Consider the following 21,847-nt stretch of genomic DNA (forward strand, 5'->3'; position numbering starts at 1 on the left):
GATGCGTGATCTGATCCTTCAACTCAGCAAAAGTTCGATTTATTCAACAAAGCCCCTTTCTGGCGCAAAAGGCGGTGATATCTATTCCTATCACGCCGCAGGTTACCGGAGTAGTTGACAGCGTCACCGACAAAGCGAATCAGCGCGTCAAAAAGGGCGAGGTGCTTTTTACTATTGACCCGGCGCGCTATCAGGCGCGGGTCGACCGTCTGCAGGCCGACCTGGTGACAGCGCTGCACAGTATTAACACCCTCAAGGCGCAGCTCTCTGAAGCCCAGGCCAACACCACCCGCGTATCGGCGGAACGCGATCGCTTATATAAAGACTATCAACGTTACCTGAAAGGGAGCCAGGCCCGGGTGAATCCGTTCTCAGAAAGCGACATCGATAACGCCCGGCAGAATTATCTGGCCCAGGACGCGCTGGTCAAGGCGTCGGTGGCGGAACAGGCGCAGATCCAGAGCCAGCTGGATAGCATGATCAACGGCGAGCAGTCGCAGGTGGTTAGCCTGCGCGCCCAGCTGGCGGAGGCGAAGTACAATCTCGACCAGACTACCGTGCGGGCGCCCAGCGATGGGTATATCACTCAAGTGTTGATCCGTCCGGGGACCTACGCTGCCTCGCTGCCGCTGCGGCCGGTGATGGTGTTTATCCCTGAGCAAAAAAGGCTGATCGTCGCCCAGTTCAGGCAAAATTCGCTGTTAAGGCTGGAGAAGGGCGACGACGCGGAAGCGGTGTTTAATGCCCTGCCCGGACAGGTATTCCACGGCAAACTGGTGAGCATTTTACCGGTGGTGCCGGGGGGAACCTATCAGGCGCAGGGGGCGTTGCAGTCGCTGACCGTGACGCCGGGCAGCGATGGCGTGCTGGCGACCATTGAGCTCGATCCGAATGCCGAAATCGATGCACTACCCGATGGCATCTATGCGCAGGTGGCGGTCTACTCCGACCATTTCGCCCACGTTTCGGTGATGCGTAAAGTGCTGCTGCGCATGACCAGTTGGATGCACTACCTCTATCTCGACCATTAATGCGATCGGCGGCAGGTTGAGCGGGATGCTCACCTGCCTTTTACCTCGCCCTGAGCCATACTCATATCTTTGTTGGCGATAAGGAGCAGGCTATGAAACTGATCGGCAGCTACACCAGTCCCTTTGTGCGCAAAATATCGGTGATCCTGCTGGAAAAGCGCATCCCTTTTGAATTTGTCAACGAATCCCCCTACAGCGAAAGCAACGGCGTGTCGCGCTATAACCCGCTGGGCAAAGTGCCGGCGCTGGTGACAGATGACGGCGAATGCTGGTTTGATTCTCCGGTTATCGCGCAGTATCTCGAGCTGCTGGGCGTGGCGCCGCCGATGATTCCCGCCGATCCCAGAGCCGCTCTCAGGATGCGCCAGCTTGAGGCGCTGGCAGATGGGGTGATGGAGGCCGCCCAGGCGCTGGTGCGCGAAAAAGCTCGCCCTGCGGCCCAACAGTCAGAGCAAGAGCTGCTCCGCCAGCGGGAGAAAGTGGCGCGCGGCCTCGACAGGCTGGAAGCCTGCGCGGCGGACGGAACGCTACGCGGCGACGAGGTCAATCTGGCGACCATCTCTACGGCCTGCGCCATTGCCTACCTGAACTTTCGCCGGGTGGCGCCGGGCTGGTGCGCCACCCGGCCGCAGTTGGTGAAGTTGGTGGATGCGCTGTTCCAGCGCGCCAGCTTTGCGCGCACCGAACCGCCGCGGACTTGACCTAGGCAGGTAACAGTTTGCGCAAGGAGGCGTTACAATCGCCGCTGATTGTTGACTCCCTCTCCCGTCGGGAGGGGGGAAAATAACTTACTGCCAGGCCCATTCATGACTACCGAAATTCGTGCGCTTTATACCCGGCTTCCGGCCATTGACCGCTTACTCCGCGACCCCGCTTTTTCCTCCCTGCTGGCGCAGCACGGCCATTCGCAGGTGGTGACGCAGCTGCGCCAGATGCTGGACGAGGCGCGGGAACAGATCCGCCAGTGTCAGACACTGCCTGACTGGAGCCATGACTGGCTGAGTGCCTGCGCGCAGCGGCTGACCGCCAGCCGGCAGAGCGCCCTGCGTCCGGTGTTTAATCTCACCGGTACGGTGCTGCACACCAATCTCGGGCGCGCCATCCAGGCTGAGGCGGCGGTGGAGGCGGTCGTCAGCGCGATGCGCGCGCCGGTGACGCTCGAATATGATCTCGACGACGCCGGGCGCGGCCATCGCGATCGCGCTATTGCCGATCTGCTGTGCCAGATCACCGGCGCGGAAGATGCCTGTATCGTGAACAACAACGCGGCGGCCGTGCTGCTGATGCTGGCGGCCACCGCCAGCGGCAGGGAGGTGGTGGTCTCCCGCGGCGAGCTGGTGGAGATCGGCGGGGCGTTCCGCATTCCCGACGTGATGCGTCAGGCAGGTTGTCAGCTGCACGAAGTAGGCACCACCAACCGCACCCACGCCAAAGACTATCGCCAGGCGGTGAATGACAATACCGCCCTGCTGATGAAGGTCCACACCAGCAACTACAGCATTGAAGGCTTTACCAAAGCCGTCGACGAAGCGGAGCTGGCGGTCATCGGCCGCGAGCTGGACGTCCCGGTAGTGGCCGACCTGGGCAGCGGGTCGCTGGTGGATCTCAGTCAGTATGGCCTGCCGAAAGAGCCGATGCCGCAAGAGATGATCGCCGCCGGGGTGAGCCTGGTCAGTTTCTCTGGCGACAAGCTGCTCGGCGGCCCGCAGGCCGGAATTATCGTTGGCAAACGCGCGCTGATTGCCCGCCTGCAGAGCCATCCGCTGAAGCGGGCCCTGCGCGCGGATAAAATGACTCTCGCGGCGCTGGAAGCCACGCTGCGCCTCTATCAGCATCCGGAAGCGCTGCGGGAAACCTTACCGACGCTGCGCCTGCTCACCCGCCCGGCGGACGAGATCCGCCGGCAGGCTGAACGCCTGCAGCCTGCCCTGGCGGCACACTATGCTGATTTTGCCGTCAACGTGGCAGCCTGCCAGTCGCAGATTGGCAGCGGCTCGTTACCCGTCGACCGTCTGCCTGGCGCGGCGTTGACCTTTACCCCCCATGACGGCCGCGGCAGCCGGCTGGAGGCTTTGGCGGCCCGCTGGCGCAGGCTGCCATGCCCGGTGATTGGCCGCATTTATGACGGCCGGCTCTGGCTGGATCTGCGCTGTCTGGAAGATGAAACCCGGTTTATGGAGATGTTGTTACGATGATTATTGCCACCGCTGGACATGTTGACCACGGCAAAACGACGCTGCTGCAGGCGATAACCGGCGTGAATGCCGATCGTCTGCCGGAAGAGAAAGCGCGGGGAATGACGATCGATCTCGGCTATGCCTACTGGCCGCAGCTGGACGGGCGGGTGCTGGGGTTTATTGACGTGCCCGGGCACGAAAAGTTTTTGTCCAACATGCTGGCGGGGGTGGGTGGGATCGACCATGCGCTGCTGGTGGTGGCCTGCGATGACGGGGTGATGGCGCAAACCCGCGAACACCTGGCGATCCTGCAGCTGACCGGAAAGCCGACGCTGACCGTGGCGCTCACCAAGACGGACCGCGTGACGGCCGCCCGGGTGGCGGAGGTTCAGGCGGAGGTCGAGCAGGCCCTGCGCGAACTGGGCTTTGACGCCGCCGCTTTCTTCCCCACCGCGGCGGTGGAAAACCTCGGTATTGCCGAACTGCGCAGCCATCTGCTGCAGCTTGCGGAGCGCCCCCATCCGCAGCAGCGGCGTTTTCGCCTGGCGCTGGATCGCGCCTTTACCGTCAAAGGGGCGGGGCTGGTGGTCACCGGGACGGCGCTCTCCGGCGAAGTACGGGTCGGGGATACCCTGTGGCTCACCGGCGTCAACACGCCGATGCGCGTCCGCGGTCTGCATGCCCAGAATCAAGCGGTTGAGCAGGCGCACGCCGGGCAGCGCATTGCGCTGAATATTGTCGGCGATGCGCAGAAAGAGGCATTGCACCGCGGCGACTGGCTGCTCTCCTCACCGCCGCCGGAGCCTGCAGAGCGGGTGATTGTCGAACTGCAGTGCCATACGCCGCTCAGCCAGTGGCAGCCGCTGCATATTCACCACGCTGCCAGCCACATCACCGGCCGGGTGTCGCTCCTGGAGGGCGGCCTGGCGGAGCTGGTGCTGGATACTCCGCTGTGGCTGGCGGATAACGACCGGCTGGTGCTCCGCGATATCTCCGCTCGCTTGACGCTGGCCGGCGCACGGGTGGTGACGCTGGATCCCCCGCGCCGCGGCAAGCGTAAACCGGAGTATCTGCAGTGGCTTCACGCCCTGGCGGCGGTCGGCGCTGACGATGCGCAGGCCCTGGAGCTGCATCTGCAGCGGGACGCCGTCCGGCTTGAGCGCTTCGCCTGGGCGCGGCAGCTGAGTGAAGCCGGAATGGCGGCCTTGATCCAGCGACCGGACTATCTGCAGGCCGGACAGCGCCTGCTTAGTGCGCCGCTTGCCGCCCGCTGGCAGCGAAAATTGCTGGATGCCCTGGTGCGCTACCATGAGCAGCATCGCGACGAGCCGGGCCCTGGCCGGGAGCGCCTGCGTCGCATTGCGCTGCCGATGGAAGAGGAAGCGCTGGTGCTGCTGCTGATTGAGCAGATGCGCGAGAGCGGATTAGTCCACAGCCATCACGGCTGGCTGCATCTGCCCGAGCATAAAGCCGGGTTTACCGACGAGCAGCAGGCGGTCTGGCGGAAGGTGGAGACCCTGTTCGGCGATGATCCCTGGTGGGTGCGCGATCTCGCGCGCGAAGTCCATGTTGAAGAGTCCCTGATGCGCGCGGTGCTGCGCCAGGCGGCGCAGCAGGGGATGATTACCGCGATCGTCAAAGATCGTTACTACCGCAACGATCGCATTGTGCAGTTCGCCCAGCGGGTGCGCGAGCTGGATCAGCTGCGCGGCTCAACCTGCGCGGCGGATTTTCGCGATACCTTAAACGTAGGGCGGAAGCTGGCGATCCAGATCCTCGAGTATTTCGATCGGATTGGCTACACCCGCCGTCGCGGCAACGATCATATCCTGCGCGATAAGGCATTGTTTCTCTGATCGTTAACGCCTGCTCCCCGGCGGACAGCGAACGGTGTGTTGCCGGGGAAGAGGGGGGTCGCGTTGTGCCTGGCCTTATTCGGCTTCCCGAACCCAGATACGCATTTCGCCTTCTCCGCGGTTTGCCCAGCTAAACCAGGGAATAAAGGTCAACGTCTGGGAATGGGGGGTGGCCAGAGGGTGATCGTAGCTCCACAGCTTCTGCGCATCGGCGTTTTCTGCATGTTTTCTATAGCCTGGGGCCTGAATCAACATTTTGTGAGCAAACAGCCCCTTTCCTTCAAACACCGTGAACCTGGCATCGCGTGGCAGCAGTAGGTTATGCAGCGCCTCACCGTTATCAGCTTGTTCTAGACAATAAACCAGTGGACCGCGTTGCAGCGCCACCTGGCCTGCCTGGTGGCGAACCAGCGGATTACCATATACCCGGCGAACCGGCATCGGCAACGTTAGCATCAGGGTGTCGCCTTCCTGCCAGAGATGTTGGATATGCAGATAGCCCTGGCGTATATCCTGCGTGACCGGCGCGCCGTTCAGGGTGAGCTGTGCCCCCTCGCACCAGTCCGGGAGACGCAGCGCCAGCGTATGGTTCAATGCTGACGGAGACTCGATGACAATTTTGACCTGTTCCTGCCAGGGATAGTCACCGCTGATACGCAGACGTAACGTCTTTTCTCCTACCGGGATCTCAGCCTGATTACCGACGTAGAGATTGATATATAACGCCTCTTCGCGTGGCGTATAGATATAATGTCCCAGCGAGGTCAGGAGACGAGCGATATTCGGTGGGCAACAGGCACAGCCGAACCAGCGCTGACGAACAGGCTTAACATGGTCATAATTATGATTGAATTTTAAAGCCTTGGGCTGCACTTCCAGTGGGTTGACGTAGAAGAAATGTTTACCGTCCAGCGCCATACCGCCCAGGACGGTATTGTAAAGCGCGCGCTCCATCACATCAGCATATTGGCTGTCGGCTTCCAGTTCCAGCATGCGGCGCGCGAACATCATCAGCCCGATAGAGGCGCAGCTTTCCGCATAAACGGTATCATTCGGCAGATCGTAATCGCTGCTGAAGGCTTCCCCGCTGCTCTGTGAGCCAATGCCGCCCGTAATATACAACTGACGCTGGACCATGTTTTTCCATAACCGCAGGCAGTCCTGGCGTTTGCCTTCGTTCTTGCTCAGGCGTGCAAGGTGCGCTACGCCGGCCATTAAATAAACAAAGCGAACCGCGTGACCCACAGCGGTGGTCTGTTCGGCAAGCGGCAAATGCGCCTGGCTGTAGGGTTTATCCATCACCATCCACGCCGGCCCATAGGTATTCCAGAAGGAGGTTTTGCCGCGTTTTTCATATTCGATGTCATAGAAATGCGGCTGTGTCCCACGCTGTTCAACGAAGTAATTAGCCAGCGCCATATAGCGTGGTTCCTGAGTCACATCGTACAAACGCATTAACGCCAGCTCTATTTCAGGGTGTCCCGGGTAGCCGTGCAGTTGATTGCCGTCCGGACCAAAGACGCTGTCGATATGATCGGCGAGGCGACATACCACCTCCAGCAGGCGGCGTTTACTGGTTGCCTGGAAGAATGCCACCCCAGCCTCAATCAAGTGACCGGCACAGTACAATTCATGGCATTCGGCGAGATTAGTCCAGCGTTCCCCGGGCGCTTTCACCGTAAAATAGGTGTTCAGATAACCATCTTCACATTGCGCGGCGGCAATCAGCTCGATCACCTCGTCGGCGGTTTTTTCCAGTTCCGCATCTGGCTTCTGACACAATGACCAGGCGACTGCCTCCAGCCATTTCGCCACATCGCTGTCCTGGAACACCATTCCGTAGAATTCCCCTGCCTGCTGACCTGCGGCGATACGGAAGTTTTCTATCGCATGGCTGGGTTCAGCCTCGGCGATCCGGTCATTGAGGGCATCCCACTGATAGGGAATGACGACATCACGCACCAGTTGCTGATACTGACCCAGAAACGGATCGTTAACTTTCAGTTTGTGCAGATCGACTTCCATGATTTCTCCTTAAGACTGAATGTGACGTGCGCGCAGATCGGTTGCAATGCGCGACATCATGGGATTGTTGAGCTTACAGGCGCGGATAGCGAAGGCCAGCAACAGATGGAACAGCGCGGGCAGCAGGGTTTCCATCGCCGTGATCCCCGATAGTGAGGATGGAGTCTGGTTGCTGGCGCCGGGTTGATAAGCAACGTAGATAAATACCAGGCTGATAATGCCCGCACTGGAGGCCCATGCCAGCTTGATAAAGAACAGGTTGAAAGCAAAGTTCATCCCTGACGAACGGACACCCGTCTTCCATTCACCATAATCATCAGAGAAGGCCATCAACGAAAAATGCAGCGGTAGGGTAAAGCCCAGGATGATGCCATTGCCGAGAATGACCGCCAGCCATAGCGTTTGCCAGGACGGACCGGTTGGCAGGAACCACATCCCCACCGCCAGTAAGGCCAATACCAGATTGGTGTAGTAATAGAGCTTGACGGTATCAACGTGGCGCGACAGCCAATTGACGATCGCGGCGCCCAGAATCGAGGAAAAGGTGACCATGGTGAAAAACAGCGATGTATAGCCAGTAGAGCCGCCCAGTACATAGGTAATAAAGTACATGTAGCCGCCACCGCGAATATTAAACACGTTGATCAACAGGAATGACATCGCCAGCATGAGTAACAACTGATCGTTTTTACGCAGACCGGCGATATGTTCGCGCAGGGTGAATTTGCCGAGCATCTCCAGGGAAACACGCTCACGTACCCAGAAAAAGCAGCACAAAAACATCACCGCCGCGATGGCGCAGAGTACGCCGACACCATACTGATAACCCTGGGCGGTATTCCCCTGACCGAGCGCTTTAACCAACCACGGCAGGCCCACGGAGACCAGGAATCCTGCCACGCCGCACAGTACAAAGCGCCATGCCTGGCAGGATATCACCTCGCTATGGCGAGTGGTCATCGTATTAATGAGCGCGCAGTAGGGGACGTTAATCGCGGTATAGCTGACTGAAAGCAGCAGGTAAGTGCCGAAGGCCCAGGCGATTTTTACCCCCATGCCGGCATCCGGCACGGTAAAGGTCAGCACCCCGATCGCTGCAATGGGAACCGCAATCCATAGCTGCCAGGGGCGAAAACGTCCCCATCGGCTTTGGGTCCGATCGGCGAGGACGCCCATGATCGGATCGGAAATAGCATCAAACACGCGCAGCGCAAGGAACAGAGTACCGACCAGCGCCGGGGTGAGCCCAAAGACGTCAGTATAGAAAAAAGTGAGAAAGTTCATGATCAGGCAGGTGATGACCGTTCCACCGGCGTCGCCCAGACCATAGCCTATTTTTTCACGGAGAGATAATTTGGCGTCCTGCACGTGCTTCGTGAGGTCGCTTGTCGTAATCGGAGCCGTAGTCATAAATAACTCCCGAAGATGATGTTCAGAATTATTCCGCTGTCTGACCGGCGGACATTTTTTGTCTTTTGCAAATACATTAATTATTTTGCACCGAATAAACGAGGCAACAAGGGAAGGGAAAAGTATAAAAAGAGGACGATTCCGACTTCGTCATAAAAGTGTGATTCCGATCCGGAAAGGCGTTAATTTATGATTAATAATCAATTGGAAAGAGATTTTTTATCGTTTCGTTAGCGGAAAATTAAATATATATGCTTGAATTATCCATGCCTCTCCCGATTCGCGTACAAAATGGCGGCTTATTTATTTCCCGTGGCGTCGGCAGTCATCCGGCGCGTAAACTGCAGTCCTGGGAAATTATTTTTGTCGAAAAGGGGACGTTAACGATTTGCGAGGAGGGTGAAATATTTAACGTTAATGCAGGGGAGAGTTTACTGCTGTGGCCAGTACGTTCTCATGTTGGGGTGGGGGAATTTCCCGCCGACCTGAAATTTTATTGGCTGCATTTTGAAGTACTGACGGAGAGTGTCCGGTCTCTGCCGCCTGCGCTGCTTAACGTTCCGCAACATACCCGCGTCAGCGATCCACAATACATTATTTCGCTGTTTCGCCAGTTTCTTCGTGAACAGGAGAATATTCACCGCAGCCTGGCGCTGGAGCTCCTGTTATTGCTGATACTGCAGCAGATTGCCGCGGCGGCAAGCGAAAAACCGGACGACAGTCCCGGCGCTGCGCTGGCCTGGAAAGCGCAGCAGATCATCCATACCCGTTACCACTTGCCTGTTTCAGCATCGACACTGGCGAAAGAGCTGCACTGTAATGCGGACTATTTAGGACGCGTCTATCGTCACGTTTTTCGCGTGACGTTGACCGAAGCGCTGCATCGTCAGCGGGTCAGAGCGGCGGAAAAGCTATTGATCAGTGATTCACTGTCGTTGACCGAAGTCGCGAGCCAGTGCGGCTTTAATGACGTCGGTTATTTTCGCAAGATCTTTCGCAAGCACACCAGCCTCACGCCTGCAGCCTGGAAGCGCCGCTACTGTAAGGAGCACATTAATTCAGCGTAATGAAAAATCACTTGTGCTAGTGACTAAAAACAGCGCTGATTCCATTCAGGATCAAAGCGCGGGCAGGGATTATTCTGGCACCCTGCGGTTTTATCCCCAGGGAGCAGAGGATGAACCGGTTTCTTATTGCCAATGCCCAGCAGTGTATTGGCTGTCGTACCTGTGAAGTGGCCTGCGCGGTGGCGCACCAGCAGGCGCAGGATGTCTCCATGCTGTCGACAGGCCATTTCACGCCGCGTATCCGGGTGGTGAAAAGCGGCGAGATATCAACGGCGACGGCCTGTCGGCAGTGCGAGGATGCGCCTTGCGCCAGCGTCTGCCCGCAGGGGGCGATTCGTCGGGAGGAGGACGTTTGGTGGGTCGATCAGCGCCGCTGCATCGGCTGTAAAAGCTGCATGGTGGCCTGCCCGTACGGCGCAATGACCGTCACGGTGGTGAACCAGCAGGCGCAGGCGCTGAAATGCGATTTATGCCACCACCGCGCCGAGGGGCCGGCCTGCGTAGCCGCCTGCCCGACGCAGGCGCTGCGGGTGATGGCTCCCGCGGAGCTGGAGGCGCTATGCGCGCAAAAACGCCAGCGGCTGGCGCTGGCGTGAGCGGGTCCGCTAACGGGCGTTAGCCGTCAGCGGCGTCAGGGATTAGGCTTCCTGTTCGCGCCAGGCGAATTCAACCTCTTCGGCGAGAATTTTCACCCCGGCCTCGATTTTTTGCGGGTCCGGCACATAGTTCATGCGCATGCACTGGTGAGTATGCGGCCACGGTTTATCGAGTCCCGGGAAGAAGAAATCCCCCGGCACCATCAGCACGCCGCGCTTTTTCAGCCGCTGATACAGCAGCTCGGTGGAGATCGGCAGATCCTTAAACCACAGCCAGAGGAAGATCGCCCCCTCCGGTTTGTGAATAAGGCAGCGCTCCTCCGGCAGATAGCGGCGAATAATGGCGATGGTCTCCTGCACCCGCTGGTAATAGAAGGGTTTGATCACTGTCTCTGACAGGCGCAGCAGATCCTGACGTTTAATCATTTCACACATCATTGCCGGCCCGATACCGCCGGGCGCGAGGCTGATAATGCCGTTCATGTTGCTGATGGCGGTGATGATTTTCTCGTTGGCGATGATAATCCCGCAGCGGCTGCCCGGCAGGCCCAGCTTGGACAGGCTCATACACAGCACGATGTTCGGATTCCACAGCGGTCGGGCGTCGCTGAAAATAATGCCCGGGAACGGCACGCCGTAGGCGTTATCAATCACCAGCGGGACCCCATGCTGATTCGCCAGCGCATCCAGTTTGATCAGCTCTTCATCAGTGATGACGTTGCCGGTCGGGTTGGTGGGACGCGAGACGCAGATCATCCCGGTCTCTTCCGTCACCTGCAGATGCTCAAAATCAACGTGGTACTTGAACTGGCCTTCCGGCAGCAGTTCGATATTCGGCCGGGTGGCAACGAACAGATCCTCTTCCAGGCCGGCATCGGCATAGCCGATATATTCCGGCGTCAGCGGGAACAGCACCTTACGGGTGGTGCCATCTGCCCGACGGCCTGCGAACAGATTAAACAAGTAGAAAAATGCGCTCTGACTGCCGTTTGTTAGCGCAATATTCTGTGGTTCGATCTCCCAGCCCAGCTCGTCGCGCAGCATCTTCGCCAGCAGGCTCAGCAGCTCGCTTTTGCCCTGCGGACCATCATAATTACAAAGCGCATCAAGGGCTTTGCCATTATCCAGCATGTCGGAGAGCAGCTGCTGGAAGTAGTCATTCATCTCCGGGATCTGAGCGGGGTTGCCGCCGCCCAGCATAATAGCGCCCGGCGTGCGCAGACCGTCATTAAGGTCTTCCATCAGGCGGGTAATGCCTGAATGACGGGTGAATTTGTCGCCGAAAAGGGAAAATGTCATCGCGAATCGTCTGTCGGTGGTTCTGGAAAGTGGCTAACCATAACGCCAGCGCCAGCGTGGTGCAAATCGAAGGGAAGGGGGATGTTTTTGTTTTTATCCTGTGAATCGATCTTTTATCAGCGTATTGTGCTGACTGGCTCCCCGCCGGGCAGGGAGCCACTCCTGCTTTACTGCTGTTGTCCGGCCCAGATGACCATCACTTTGTCTTCACCGCTCTCGCGCACGAATCCGTAACCTCGCGGCATTGACAGCGTTGTCTGTTTGCCCATACCGATCGCCGGATGGCGCGCGCGGAACTGGCCGATCTTCTGCCAGTGGGTAACGCTGCGGGCCGCTTTACCGTTGACATCCTGCCAGTTCATCTCTGAACGGGTGCCCTGCAGCGGGTCCGAGCCGGTGGGGCCGAACGGGCGCGACGACTCGTCACCATAGAAGATCTGCACGGCGCCAGGGGCCAGCAGCAGCAGCTCTGCCGCCGTGGTGCCGCCTTCGCGGAACAGGCGCGTATCGTGCGAGGAGAGGTAGCTCAGGACGTTAAAGCTCTGCAGCTTGTCCGCCATTTGCTGCCAGGTGAGGTCAATGTTGGCCATGCAGTTAGCCGCTTTCGCCGCCTGGTCCTGGTAGTCGAAATTGATCATCGCATCAAAACCGTGGCGATAGTAATCGCTCTCCATCACCCCGTGTCCCCAGGCTTCCCCGGTCATCCAGAACGGCGCCGCATCCAGCGCTTTATCCGGATTGGCTTTTTTCCACTCCGCCAGCGCGGCGGTGGCCTGGGTTTTTAACTGCTGCCAGGCATCCATCTCCACATGTTTAGCGGTATCGACGCGGAAGCCGTCGATGCCGTAGTCGCGCACCCACTGGCTCAGCCAGTGCGTCAGGTAGTCGCGCGGCGTATAGCCCGGGATCGCCTTCGCCGCAGTGTCCGGTTTATGGCTATAGAAGTTCGGCAGGCCCGACGCCTCCTTCGATTCGGTTTTCAGGTCCGGCAGGAAGGCCAGCGACATGGTGAGGTCGTCATAGCCCGGGTTGTCGTAATCGCCGATATCGGTGCGGATCCACTTCTTACCCCACCATTTCTCCCAACCGGCCTTGTCGCTGAAGTTGATATAGTCGTTAAAGCTGTGCCAGGTCTGGCCCGCGCCGGGCTTCCAGTCCGTCCAGCGCTCGCCGAGGGTTTTTTTCAGCTCATCCCCTTGCAGATACAGGGAGCCGAACTGGAACTCCTGCATGTCGGCCAGGGTGGCGTAACCGGTATGGTTCATCACCACGTCGAACAGAATACGTATTCCGCGCTTATGCGCTTCATCCACCAGCCGGCGGAGATCCGCTTCGGTCCCCATGTTGGCGTCCAGTTTCGACCAGTCCTGAGTGTAATAGCCGTGGTAGGCGTAGTGCGGGAAATCGCCTTTCGTCCCACCGCCGACCCAGCCGTGGATCTGCTCGAGCGGGGAGCTGATCCACAGGGCATTGACCCCCATCTGCTGCAGATAATCCAGCTTGCTGGTTAATCCCTGCAGGTCGCCGCCGTGGAAGGTGCCGATCTCCTGCATGCCGTCTTTGTGTCGGCCATAGCTATTGTCGTTGGCCGGATTACCGTTCACGAAGCGGTCGGTCAGGACGAAGTAGACGGTGGCGTTGTGCCAGTCGAACGGCGCCGGCGCGGCCGTCTCGGCGCGCTCGAGCAGCAGCAGACCATTGCTGCCGAAGGCGGGCTGCAGCGTGATTTTGCCGCCGCTGACGGTCGCGACATTGCCGCTGTAGAAATCGCGAACTTTGCTGCCCTCGGGGAAGGTTTTACTAACGTCGAGGGTGAGAGGTTTTCCATCCCACTTCGGACACTGGCGGATCTGCGGCGCCGCGGCGCTGGCCTCTTTTTCTTCCAGCGAAATCATCATCGTCGGCGTGCCGGAGCGGGTATCCACTTCCAGGGTATACAGACCCTGGCGGAAGATGCGCCATTGCGGCGGCGTGCCGCGACAGGGTTCCATGGAGAGCATCTGGTTGAGCTTAATGCCGCCGGAAGGCTGCCAGCACTGTTGGTCAAAATTTAGCTGCAGGGGACGTGTACCCTTCTCAACCACTTTCTGGCTGATGAAGCGACCCGTCCCTTCTTCGGTAAAAGCAGGGAAGTCGGCGGTAGTCCAGGCGGCAAAGGCCATCCCAGGCACGAATAACGTGGCAAGCGCAGCGAGTTTCATTGCGGGATCCTTGAGCGGTTTTTAGCTAGTGTGCCTTGTTGCCGCGCGAGTGAACTCCTCCCGGCGAACGTTTTACCAGGAGGATGAAAAGGGGTGAGTGACACCGCTCAAAAAATAGGCTAAAAATGAGACGAAGCTAGCATTTTCGCGCTAGCGATGCGGCGCAGAAACCGATTTCAGATGACAGCAATTCGGAATTGGACTATTTCTGTTGATGCTCTCAGTGCGTATTTTTGATACTATTAGCGATTCAGCTATCGTTTTTTTGTGAAAAACAAGGTGTTGGAATGCATATATCCGACCAGGAGACCTGATGATATCGAATCCCATACGACGATATGGGGCCGCCATACTTATGTTACTAACCTGCGTCTTTTCAGGTAGTGTGTTGGCAACAACGCACACAGCAACAAAGAGTCATAAAGCCCCAACGGTTAAGAAGATAAGTAGTACTAAGGTAAGCAGTAAACAAGAGTATTCTCGCAATAGTGTAAAGAGCAGTTCACTTCCTGACTTGCGAAAATACCCTTCCGGAACACCAAGGAAAAAAGCGTTTCTCCGGACGGTCATGCCTTATATTACCAAGCAGAATCAGGCGATTACTGCGGATCGTAACTGGCTTGTATCCAAGCAGTACGATGCTCGCTGGTCGCCGAGTGAAAAGGCGCGCCTGAAAGACATCGCGACACGTTATAAGGTGAAGTGGTCAGGCAATACGCGTCATGTGCCCTGGAACACGCTACTTGAGCGTGTCGACATTATTCCGAACAGCATGGTCGCGACCATGGCGGCGGCGGAAAGTGGCTGGGGTACTTCCAAGCTGGCGCGTGAGAACAACAATCTGTTCGGCATGAAGTGCGGCGCTGGTCGCTGCCGCGGCGCGATGAAAGGCTACTCGCAGTTTGAGTCGGTGGAGCAGTCGGTGCAGGCTTACGTCACAAACCTGAACACCCACCCGGCCTATTCCTCTTTCCGCAAATCGCGCCTGCAGCTGCGCAAGGCGGATCAGGAAGTAACGGCTAGTACCATGATTCATAAGCTGAAGGGCTATTCGACCAGAGGGTCGAGCTACAACAACTATCTCTTCGCGATGTATCAGGATAACCAGCGGTTAATTGCCGCGCACATGTAATGTGCTTATCTACGTGATTATTCATGCCCGGCGCGCAAGCCCGGGCATTTTTCTTTGCTCTCTACATCATGACTTCGCTGTGCCGGTCACGGTACTCCTTCGGCGTCACGTCGTACTCTTTCTTAAACACCGAATAGAAATATTGCAGCGACGGGTAGCCGCACATCTGTGAAATTTCATTGATCGACAGGCTGGTGGACACCAGCAGGCTGCGCGCCTTTTCCAGTTTCTCGCTGTGGATCACCGTGTGGATGGTCTCTCCGACCTCCTCTTTAAAGCGTTTCTCCAGGTTGGAGCGTGAAATGCCGACGGCGTCGAGCACCTGCTCCACCTTGATGCCTTTGCAGGCATTGTTGCGAATGTAATGCATCGCCTGAATCACGGAGGGATCGTTTAACGACCGGTAGTCGGTGGAACGTCGTTCAACGACGCGCATCGGCGGGATCAGCTGGCGCTGCAGCGGGAGCGCCTCGTTATTCAGCAGCCGGTGGAGCAATTTTGCCGCCTGATAACCCATCTGGCGGGTGCCCTGGGCGACGGAGGAGAGGGCGACGCGCGAGAGGTAGCGGGTCAGCTCCTCATTATCGATGCCAATAACGCACAGTTTCTCGGGCACCGGGATATGCAGCAGCTCGCAGGCCTGCAGGACGTGGCGGGCGCGCGCGTCGGTGACGGCGATAATGCCGGTTTGCGGCGGCAGCGTTTGCAGCCAGTCGGCGAGCCGGTTTTGCGCGTGCTGCCAGTTTTCCGGCGCCGTCTCCAGCCCCTGGTAGACCACGCCGCGGTACTTCTCCTTCGCCACCAGCTGGCAGAAGGCATACTCGCGCTCTACCGCCCAGCGTTTACCGCTGGAGGTGGGCAGTCCGTAAAACGCGAAGCGGTGTACTCCTTTTTCCTTCAGATGAAGAAAGGCGCTTTCCACCAGCGCGGTGTTGTCCGTGGCGATATAGTGGACCGGCGGGTACTGCTCTGGCTGATGATAAGAGCCGCCGACGCCGACGATGGGGACGTTGACATCGGCCAGTAGCTTTTCGATTTCGGGATCGTCATAGTCGGCGATAACGCCATCGCCTAACCACTCTTTGATGTTTTCGATTCGTGCTCGAAAATCCTCTTCAATAAAGATATCCCACTCCAGCTGAGAGGCCTGCAGATACTCACCGACACCCTCAACCACCTGGCGGTCATAAGCTTTGTTGGCGTTAAATAACAGCGTAATACGGTGACGCTTTTCAAACATAGATGATGTTCCTGCTCTAACCCCGGTCATACCCCTTCATTCATGATGTTGCCGATGGCCTGGCTTTCTCATTCACCCCAGCCACGTACGCGATACGCGGCTGGGATGCGCCGTCTGCAACCCGAATGCTGTTGGGTATACACTACCGGCTAATGCCCGAGATATTTCAAGCGCCTTATGGCGAAGTTTGGTGGTAGCGCAAAGAATTCAGACATTCTTCAGAGAGCGCTTCCTTACGCGCGCCGCTTGGTGGCGGAGTCCATCCACACCGCCAGCAGCAAAATGGCGCCTTTGACGATATATTGCCAGAAGGTGGCAACGTCCATCATGCTCATGCCGTTATCCAGGGCCGACATAATAAACGCCCCCATTACCGCCCCGGCGACACTGCCGATACCGCCCGCCAGGCTGGTACCGCCGATGACGCAGGCGGCGATGGCGTCCAGTTCGGCGATGTTGCCCGCCGAGGGGGAGCCCGCGCCAAGGCGCGAGCTGAGGATCAGTCCGGCAATGGCGACCATCAGGCCGTTAATGGCAAACACCGCCAGCTTGGTACGCTCGACGTTAATCCCGGACAGGCGTGCCGCCTCCAGGTTGCCGCCGATGGCGTAGATGCGGCGGCCAAAGGCGGTGCGAGTGGCCATGAACAGGCCTGCCAGCAGCAGGGCGGCGAGGATCAGTACCGGCGTCGGCACGCCGCGATAGTCATTGAGCAGCCAGATTGCGCCCAGCACAATCACCGCGGTAATGGCCTGGCGGCCAACGGCCGCGGTGGAGGACGCGGTCGCCAGACCTAACGCCTGCCGACGCATCCGTCCGCGCCACTGCCAGATAATGAACGCCGCCATGCCGACAACGCCGATGCCAAAGCCAATGCCATCTGGCAGGTAGCTTTGGCCGATCTGCGCCATCGCCGGGCTGGTGGGCGAGACGGTGGTCCCGTTGGTGATGCCGATCAGAATGCCGCGAAACGCCAGCATCCCGGCGAGGGTGACGATAAACGAGGGGACCTTGCGATAGGCCACCCACCATCCGTTCCACGCGCCGAGCAGCAGCCCCATCACCAGCGTCACCAGAATGGTGAGCGGCAGCGGCCAGCCGAGCCAGACGTCAAAGATCGCCGCGGCGCCGCCCAACAGCCCCATCATCGAGCCGACGGAGAGGTCGATTTCTGCCGAAATAATCACAAACACCATGCCGACGGCGAGGATGCCGGTGATGGCCGTCTGGCGCAGCAGGTTGGAGATATTGCGCGCGCTCAGGTAGGCGCCATCGGTAACCCAGGTGAAAAACAGCATAATGACGACGATCGCGGCGATCATCACGAAGACCTGGAGGTTAAGCCCCTTCAGCGCCGGCAGGGCGGTGGGGGCGGTTGGGGTAAGTTTGATTTCAGACGACGTGTTCTTCGACATGGCGTTCGCTCCTCAGCGCGGCTTCCATCACCTGTTCCTGGGTCAGATGTTGATTAACCAAATTGGCTTTTAGCCTGCCTTCGTGCATGACCAGCACCCGATCGCTAAGACCAAGCACCTCGGGCAGTTCGGATGAAATGACAATGACCGCGATGCCCTGCTGCACCAGCTGGTTAATCAGTTTATAAATTTCATACTTCGCCCCGATATCGATGCCGCGGGTGGGTTCGTCGAGGATCAGAATGCGTGGATTCAGCAGCAGACAGCGGGCCAGAATCGCCTTTTGCTGGTTGCCGCCGCTCAGGCGGCCAATCGCCAGCTCCGGCGAGGAGGTTTTAATTTTCAATCGCTGAATGGACTGCTCAATACAGTGCTGCTCGGCGGCGTCGTCCAGGCTGCTCATCGCGCCGGTGAACTGGCTGAGCGCCGCCAGGGTAATGTTCTTACCCACCGCCATCACCGGCACGATACCGTCTTTTTTGCGGTCTTCCGGCACCATGGCGATGCCGTGGCCAATGGCCTGCTGACAGTTAGTGATGCTGACCGGCTGGCCATCAATGAAGATCTCCCCCTGCCAGCGCCCCGGCCAGACGCCGAACAGGCACTGCACCGCCTCGGTCCGTCCGGCGCCGACCAGCCCGGCGATGCCGAGGATCTCCCCGCGATGCAGGGAAAACGAGACGTCGTTGACCCGTTTAATATGACGGTTTACCGGGTGCCAGGCGGTTAAATGTTCGACCCGCAGGATCTCTTCGCCGTGGGCGTGCGGTTCGCTGGGATAGAGCGCGGTGAGCTCCCGCCCAACCATCATGGTGATGATGTCGTCTTCGCTCATGCCGCTGGCGTCGCGGGTGCCGATATGCTGGCCATCGCGGATCACGCAGATCGTATCGGAGATCGCTTTGACCTCATTGAGCTTGTGCGAAATATAGATGCAGGCGATATCGTGGTTTTGCAGATCGCGAACGATCGCCAGCAGCGTCGCGGTCTCTTGTTCGGTTAAGGAGGCGGTTGGTTCGTCGAGGATCAGCAGGCGCACCTGTTTATTCAGCGCCTTGGCGATCTCCACCAGCTGCTGCTGGCCGAGGCCGAGGTCGCCGACGCGGGTGTCGGGCGAAATGGGCAGATTGACCTGCGCCAGCAGCTTCTGGCAGCGCAGCGTCATGGTTTCATAATCCAGCAGGCCGTGGCGGGATATTTCGGCGCCGAGGAAAATGTTCTCCAGCACGGTGAGATGTTTCACCAGCGCCAGCTCCTGATGAATAATGGCGATGCCTTTACGTTCGGTATCGCGAATATGGTTTGCCTGCAGCGTTTCGCCGGCAAAAATAATCTCGCCCTCATAGCTTCCGTGCGGATAGATACCGCACAGCACCTTCATCAGCGTCGATTTTCCCGAACCATTTTCACCGCATAACGAGACCACCTCGCCAGCGTTCAGGCGCAGGCTGACATTATCCACGGCCTTAACGGCGCCGAAGGTTTTGGTGATGTTCTTCATTTCGAGTAGCCAGGCCATAAAGACTCCGCAAAAGTGATATCCGGCGGGATGAAAATGACGCCCCTTAGCGGGGCGTCAGCCATTACAGTTCACTCTTTTTATGGAAACCGTCTTTTATCACCGTGGCGTCGATATTCTCTTTATTCACTTCAATTGGCGTTAACAGGCGCGAAGGGACATCTTTTAAGCCGTTATTCAGCGTGGTGTCAGACTTCGGCTGCTTATCGTTGCCCAGCTCAACGGCGATTTCGGCGGCGTTGGTGGCCAGGGTGGTAATCGGTTTATAGACGGTCATCGTCTGGGTACCGGAAATAATGCGCTTCACGCCCGCCAGGTCAGCATCCTGACCGGAGATCGCCACTTTGCCTGCCAGCCCCTGGGCGGTTAAGGCCTGGATGGCGCCGCCGGCGGTTGCGTCATTGGAGGCCACCACGGCATCGATTTTGTTATTATTCGCCGTCAGCGCGTTTTCCATTATTTTCAGCGCGTTTTCCGGCAGCCAGCCGTCAACCCACTGATCGCCGACAATCTTAATTTTGCCCTCATCGACATACGGCTTGAGGATCTTCATCTGGCCGGCGCGGAACAGCTTGGCGTTATTATCCACCGGCGAGCCGCCCATCAGAAAATAATTACCCTGCGGCACTTTGTCGACCAGGCTTTGCGCCTGCATTTCGCCGACTTTTTCATTGTCGAAAGAAATATAGAAATCAATATCGGCATTATTAATCATGCGATCATAGGCCAGCACTTTAATACCTTCCTGCTTGGCCTCTTTAATAACGTTACTGAGCACCTGACCGTTATAAGGAATAATCACTAAGACATCGACGCCGCGGTTGATCATGTTTTCAATTTGCGACATCTGCGTTTCTTCATTGCCATTGGCGGACTGGACAAAAACTTTGGCGCCTAAGGATTCCGCTTTATTGACGAAAATATCGCGGTCTTTCTGCCAGCGTTCCAGACGCAGATCGTCGATGGCCATGCCAATCTTCACTTCTTTCGCCATCCCCGCCATGCTGGCGAGCAGGAGGGAGCTGGCGCAAAGCGTAAGGCAAAGGTTCTTTATCTTCATAATAACGATACCTTTTTTGTAAGGGTAGGTAAGACGAACGGAAAAATAATGTTTGATACATGAGGTTGCGGATACGTTACAGATTCTTAACGCGGAAAGCAGGGCTGGCAATTACCGGTTCTTATTTTGCGGTTATGAAATTTCGTTTAATGCGCAAATTATGACGGCGATCGTATTTTATTCATGCACACTCTTATTATTGCACTGGACCTCTCTGACAGGACGGCAGAAGAACGCGCCGATATTATTTTTTGCGAGCTGGCGCACGTTTGTGGATTCTCTCAATGGCGGTGTGAAATAACGTAATTGAGGAAAATGAAAGCGAAATTCTATATTGGCTTAAACCCGTCATACTTCAAGTTGTAGGTGTGTTGGTGACATTCGTTGCTTCGCCCCCTGGTTATCGGGGACTCGCGCTCCTGCCGCCTTCCTGCAACTCGAATTATTTAGGGTACCTGATTGGTTATTCGCCGCATCTCTGAATATGGAGTTCTCTATGCAGACCTATTTCGATCAACTCGATCGCGTTCGTTACGAAGGCCCGAAATCCGCTAACCCGCTGGCTTTCCGTCATTACAACCCGGATGAACTGGTGCTGGGCAAACGGATGGAAGATCATCTGCGTTTTGCGGCCTGTTACTGGCACACCTTCTGCTGGAATGGCGCCGATATGTTTGGCGTGGGCTCCTTCGACCGCCCATGGCAGCAGCCTGGCGACGCCCTGGAGATGGCCAAACGCAAAGCCGATGTGGCGTTCGAATTTTTCCATAAACTCAACGTGCCTTACTACTGCTTCCACGACGTTGACGTCTCGCCGGAAGGGAGTTCGCTCAAGGAGTACAGCAATAACTTCGCCCGGATGGTCGAGGTGCTGGCGGAGAAGCAGCAGCAGAGCGGCGTCAAGCTCCTGTGGGGGACCGCAAACTGCTTCACCAACCCGCGCTACGGCGCCGGCGCGGCCACCAACCCGGACCCGGAAGTGTTTAGCTGGGCGGCCACCCAGGTGGTTACCGCCATGAATGCCACCCATCAGCTGGGCGGCGAAAACTATGTCCTGTGGGGCGGTCGCGAGGGCTATGAAACCCTGCTGAATACCGACCTGCGCCAGGAGCGTGAACAGATAGGGCGCTTTATGCAGCTGGTGGTGGAGCATAAGCATAAAATCGGCTTTAAAGGCACGCTGCTGATCGAGCCCAAACCGCAGGAGCCTACCAAGCATCAGTATGATTATGACGCCTCTACCGTGTACGGCTTCCTCAAGCAGTTTGGTCTGGAAAAAGAGATTAAACTGAACATTGAAGCCAACCATGCGACCCTTGCCGGCCACTCGTTCCATCATGAGATCGCGACGGCCATCGCGCTAGGGCTGTTCGGTTCCGTCGACGCCAACCGCGGCGATCCGCAGCTGGGCTGGGATACCGACCAGTTCCCGAACAGCGTCGAAGAGAACGCGCTGGTGATGTATGAAATTCTCAAAGCGGGCGGCTTCACCACCGGCGGCCTCAATTTTGATGCGAAAGTGCGCCGTCAGAGCACCGACAAATACGATCTGTTCTACGGCCATATCGGCGCGATGGATACCATGGCGCTGTCGCTGAAGGTCGCGGCGCGGATGATCGAAGACGGTGAGCTGGATAAACGCGTGGCCAAACGCTACGCCGGCTGGAACGGCGAGCTGGGGCAGCAGATCCTTAACGGGCAGATGACCCTCAGCGACATTGCCCAGTACGCCGCTCAGCATCAGCTGGCGCCGCAGCATCGCAGCGGCCAGCAGGAACAACTGGAAAACCTGGTCAACCATTATCTGTTTGACAAGTAA

At 57.8% G+C, this 21,847-nt stretch carries 15 protein-coding genes and 1 pseudogene; 8 read left to right on the forward strand and 8 right to left on the reverse strand.

The window, feature by feature from the left end:
• Positions 1–56: 56 nt before the first annotated feature.
• From ABLV54_RS13290 to selB, 4 genes and pseudogenes are all read left to right on the forward strand, one after another.
• A pseudogene (locus ABLV54_RS13290) lies at positions 57–1,031 on the forward strand (HlyD family secretion protein); the annotation flags it as partial.
• A 92-nt stretch (positions 1,032–1,123) separates the two neighbouring features.
• Positions 1,124–1,732, forward strand: coding sequence for a glutathione S-transferase (locus tag ABLV54_RS13295; RefSeq protein WP_017900037.1), 609 nt, complete (start codon positions 1,124–1,126; stop codon positions 1,730–1,732).
• A 105-nt stretch (positions 1,733–1,837) separates the two neighbouring features.
• On the forward strand, positions 1,838–3,226 hold the full coding sequence (selA, locus tag ABLV54_RS13300) for an L-seryl-tRNA(Sec) selenium transferase (protein ID WP_004205032.1): 1,389 nt from the start codon (positions 1,838–1,840) through the stop codon (positions 3,224–3,226).
• Positions 3,223–5,064, forward strand: a complete 1,842-nt coding sequence (selB, locus tag ABLV54_RS13305; protein WP_050533475.1) for a selenocysteine-specific translation elongation factor — start codon at positions 3,223–3,225, stop codon at positions 5,062–5,064. The genes selA and selB overlap by 4 nt, the downstream gene beginning before the upstream one ends.
• A gap of 75 nt (positions 5,065–5,139) precedes the next feature.
• On the opposite strand, the gene ABLV54_RS13310 is transcribed toward selB, so the two are convergent.
• Entirely contained in the window at positions 5,140–7,089 is a 1,950-nt protein-coding gene (locus tag ABLV54_RS13310; protein ID WP_050533474.1) for a glycoside hydrolase family 127 protein, read from the reverse strand.
• 9 nt (positions 7,090–7,098) lie between these two features.
• Positions 7,099–8,499 (reverse strand): MFS transporter, encoded by a 1,401-nt coding sequence (locus ABLV54_RS13315; protein ID WP_032454349.1) that lies wholly within the window; start codon positions 8,497–8,499, stop codon positions 7,099–7,101.
• A gap of 251 nt (positions 8,500–8,750) precedes the next feature.
• On the opposite strand from ABLV54_RS13315, the gene ABLV54_RS13320 reads away from it, so the two are divergent.
• On the forward strand, positions 8,751–9,566 hold the full coding sequence (locus ABLV54_RS13320; RefSeq protein WP_248860971.1) for a helix-turn-helix domain-containing protein: 816 nt from the start codon (positions 8,751–8,753) through the stop codon (positions 9,564–9,566).
• A gap of 110 nt (positions 9,567–9,676) precedes the next feature.
• A complete protein-coding gene (locus ABLV54_RS13325) occupies positions 9,677–10,162 on the forward strand; it encodes a 4Fe-4S dicluster domain-containing protein (protein ID WP_032454347.1) in 486 nt (161 codons plus the stop codon).
• A 42-nt stretch (positions 10,163–10,204) separates the two neighbouring features.
• Here the strand turns inward: ABLV54_RS13325 and avtA are convergent, their stop codons facing one another.
• A complete protein-coding gene (avtA, locus tag ABLV54_RS13330) occupies positions 10,205–11,461 on the reverse strand; it encodes a valine--pyruvate transaminase (RefSeq protein WP_023291339.1) in 1,257 nt (418 codons plus the stop codon).
• A gap of 167 nt (positions 11,462–11,628) precedes the next feature.
• Entirely contained in the window at positions 11,629–13,662 is a 2,034-nt protein-coding gene (locus ABLV54_RS13335) for an alpha-amylase (protein ID WP_044525030.1), read from the reverse strand.
• Positions 13,663–13,975: 313 nt separating this feature from the next.
• Between ABLV54_RS13335 and ABLV54_RS13340 the strand changes: the two genes are divergently transcribed.
• Positions 13,976–14,794 (forward strand): protein bax, encoded by an 819-nt coding sequence (locus tag ABLV54_RS13340; RefSeq protein WP_060589859.1) that lies wholly within the window; start codon positions 13,976–13,978, stop codon positions 14,792–14,794.
• Positions 14,795–14,855: 61 nt separating this feature from the next.
• Here ABLV54_RS13340 and xylR read toward each other — a convergent pair whose 3' ends face one another.
• The 4 genes from xylR to xylF form a co-directional block, all read right to left on the reverse strand.
• On the reverse strand, positions 14,856–16,034 hold the full coding sequence (gene xylR / locus ABLV54_RS13345) for a D-xylose utilization transcriptional activator XylR (RefSeq protein WP_023291336.1): 1,179 nt from the start codon (positions 16,032–16,034) through the stop codon (positions 14,856–14,858).
• Between the two features lie 233 nt (positions 16,035–16,267).
• Positions 16,268–17,449 (reverse strand): xylose ABC transporter permease XylH, encoded by a 1,182-nt coding sequence (xylH, locus tag ABLV54_RS13350; RefSeq protein ID WP_017900029.1) that lies wholly within the window; start codon positions 17,447–17,449, stop codon positions 16,268–16,270.
• On the reverse strand, positions 17,427–18,968 hold the full coding sequence (locus ABLV54_RS13355; RefSeq protein ID WP_044525029.1) for a xylose ABC transporter ATP-binding protein: 1,542 nt from the start codon (positions 18,966–18,968) through the stop codon (positions 17,427–17,429). Before ABLV54_RS13355 ends, xylH begins: the two co-directional genes overlap by 23 nt.
• A gap of 64 nt (positions 18,969–19,032) precedes the next feature.
• Positions 19,033–20,028, reverse strand: a complete 996-nt coding sequence (gene xylF / locus ABLV54_RS13360; RefSeq protein WP_023291333.1) for a D-xylose ABC transporter substrate-binding protein — start codon at positions 20,026–20,028, stop codon at positions 19,033–19,035.
• 496 nt (positions 20,029–20,524) lie between these two features.
• Here xylF and xylA point away from each other — a divergent pair, with 496 nt between their 5' ends.
• Positions 20,525–21,847 carry a xylose isomerase gene (xylA, locus tag ABLV54_RS13365; protein ID WP_023291332.1) on the forward strand — a complete coding sequence of 441 codons (1,323 nt, stop codon included), beginning with the start codon at positions 20,525–20,527 and terminating at the stop codon, positions 21,845–21,847.

Source organism: Klebsiella sp. JB_Kp042 (genome assembly GCF_040065275.1).
GTDB classification, from domain to species: Bacteria; Pseudomonadota; Gammaproteobacteria; order Enterobacterales; family Enterobacteriaceae; genus Klebsiella; species Klebsiella quasipneumoniae.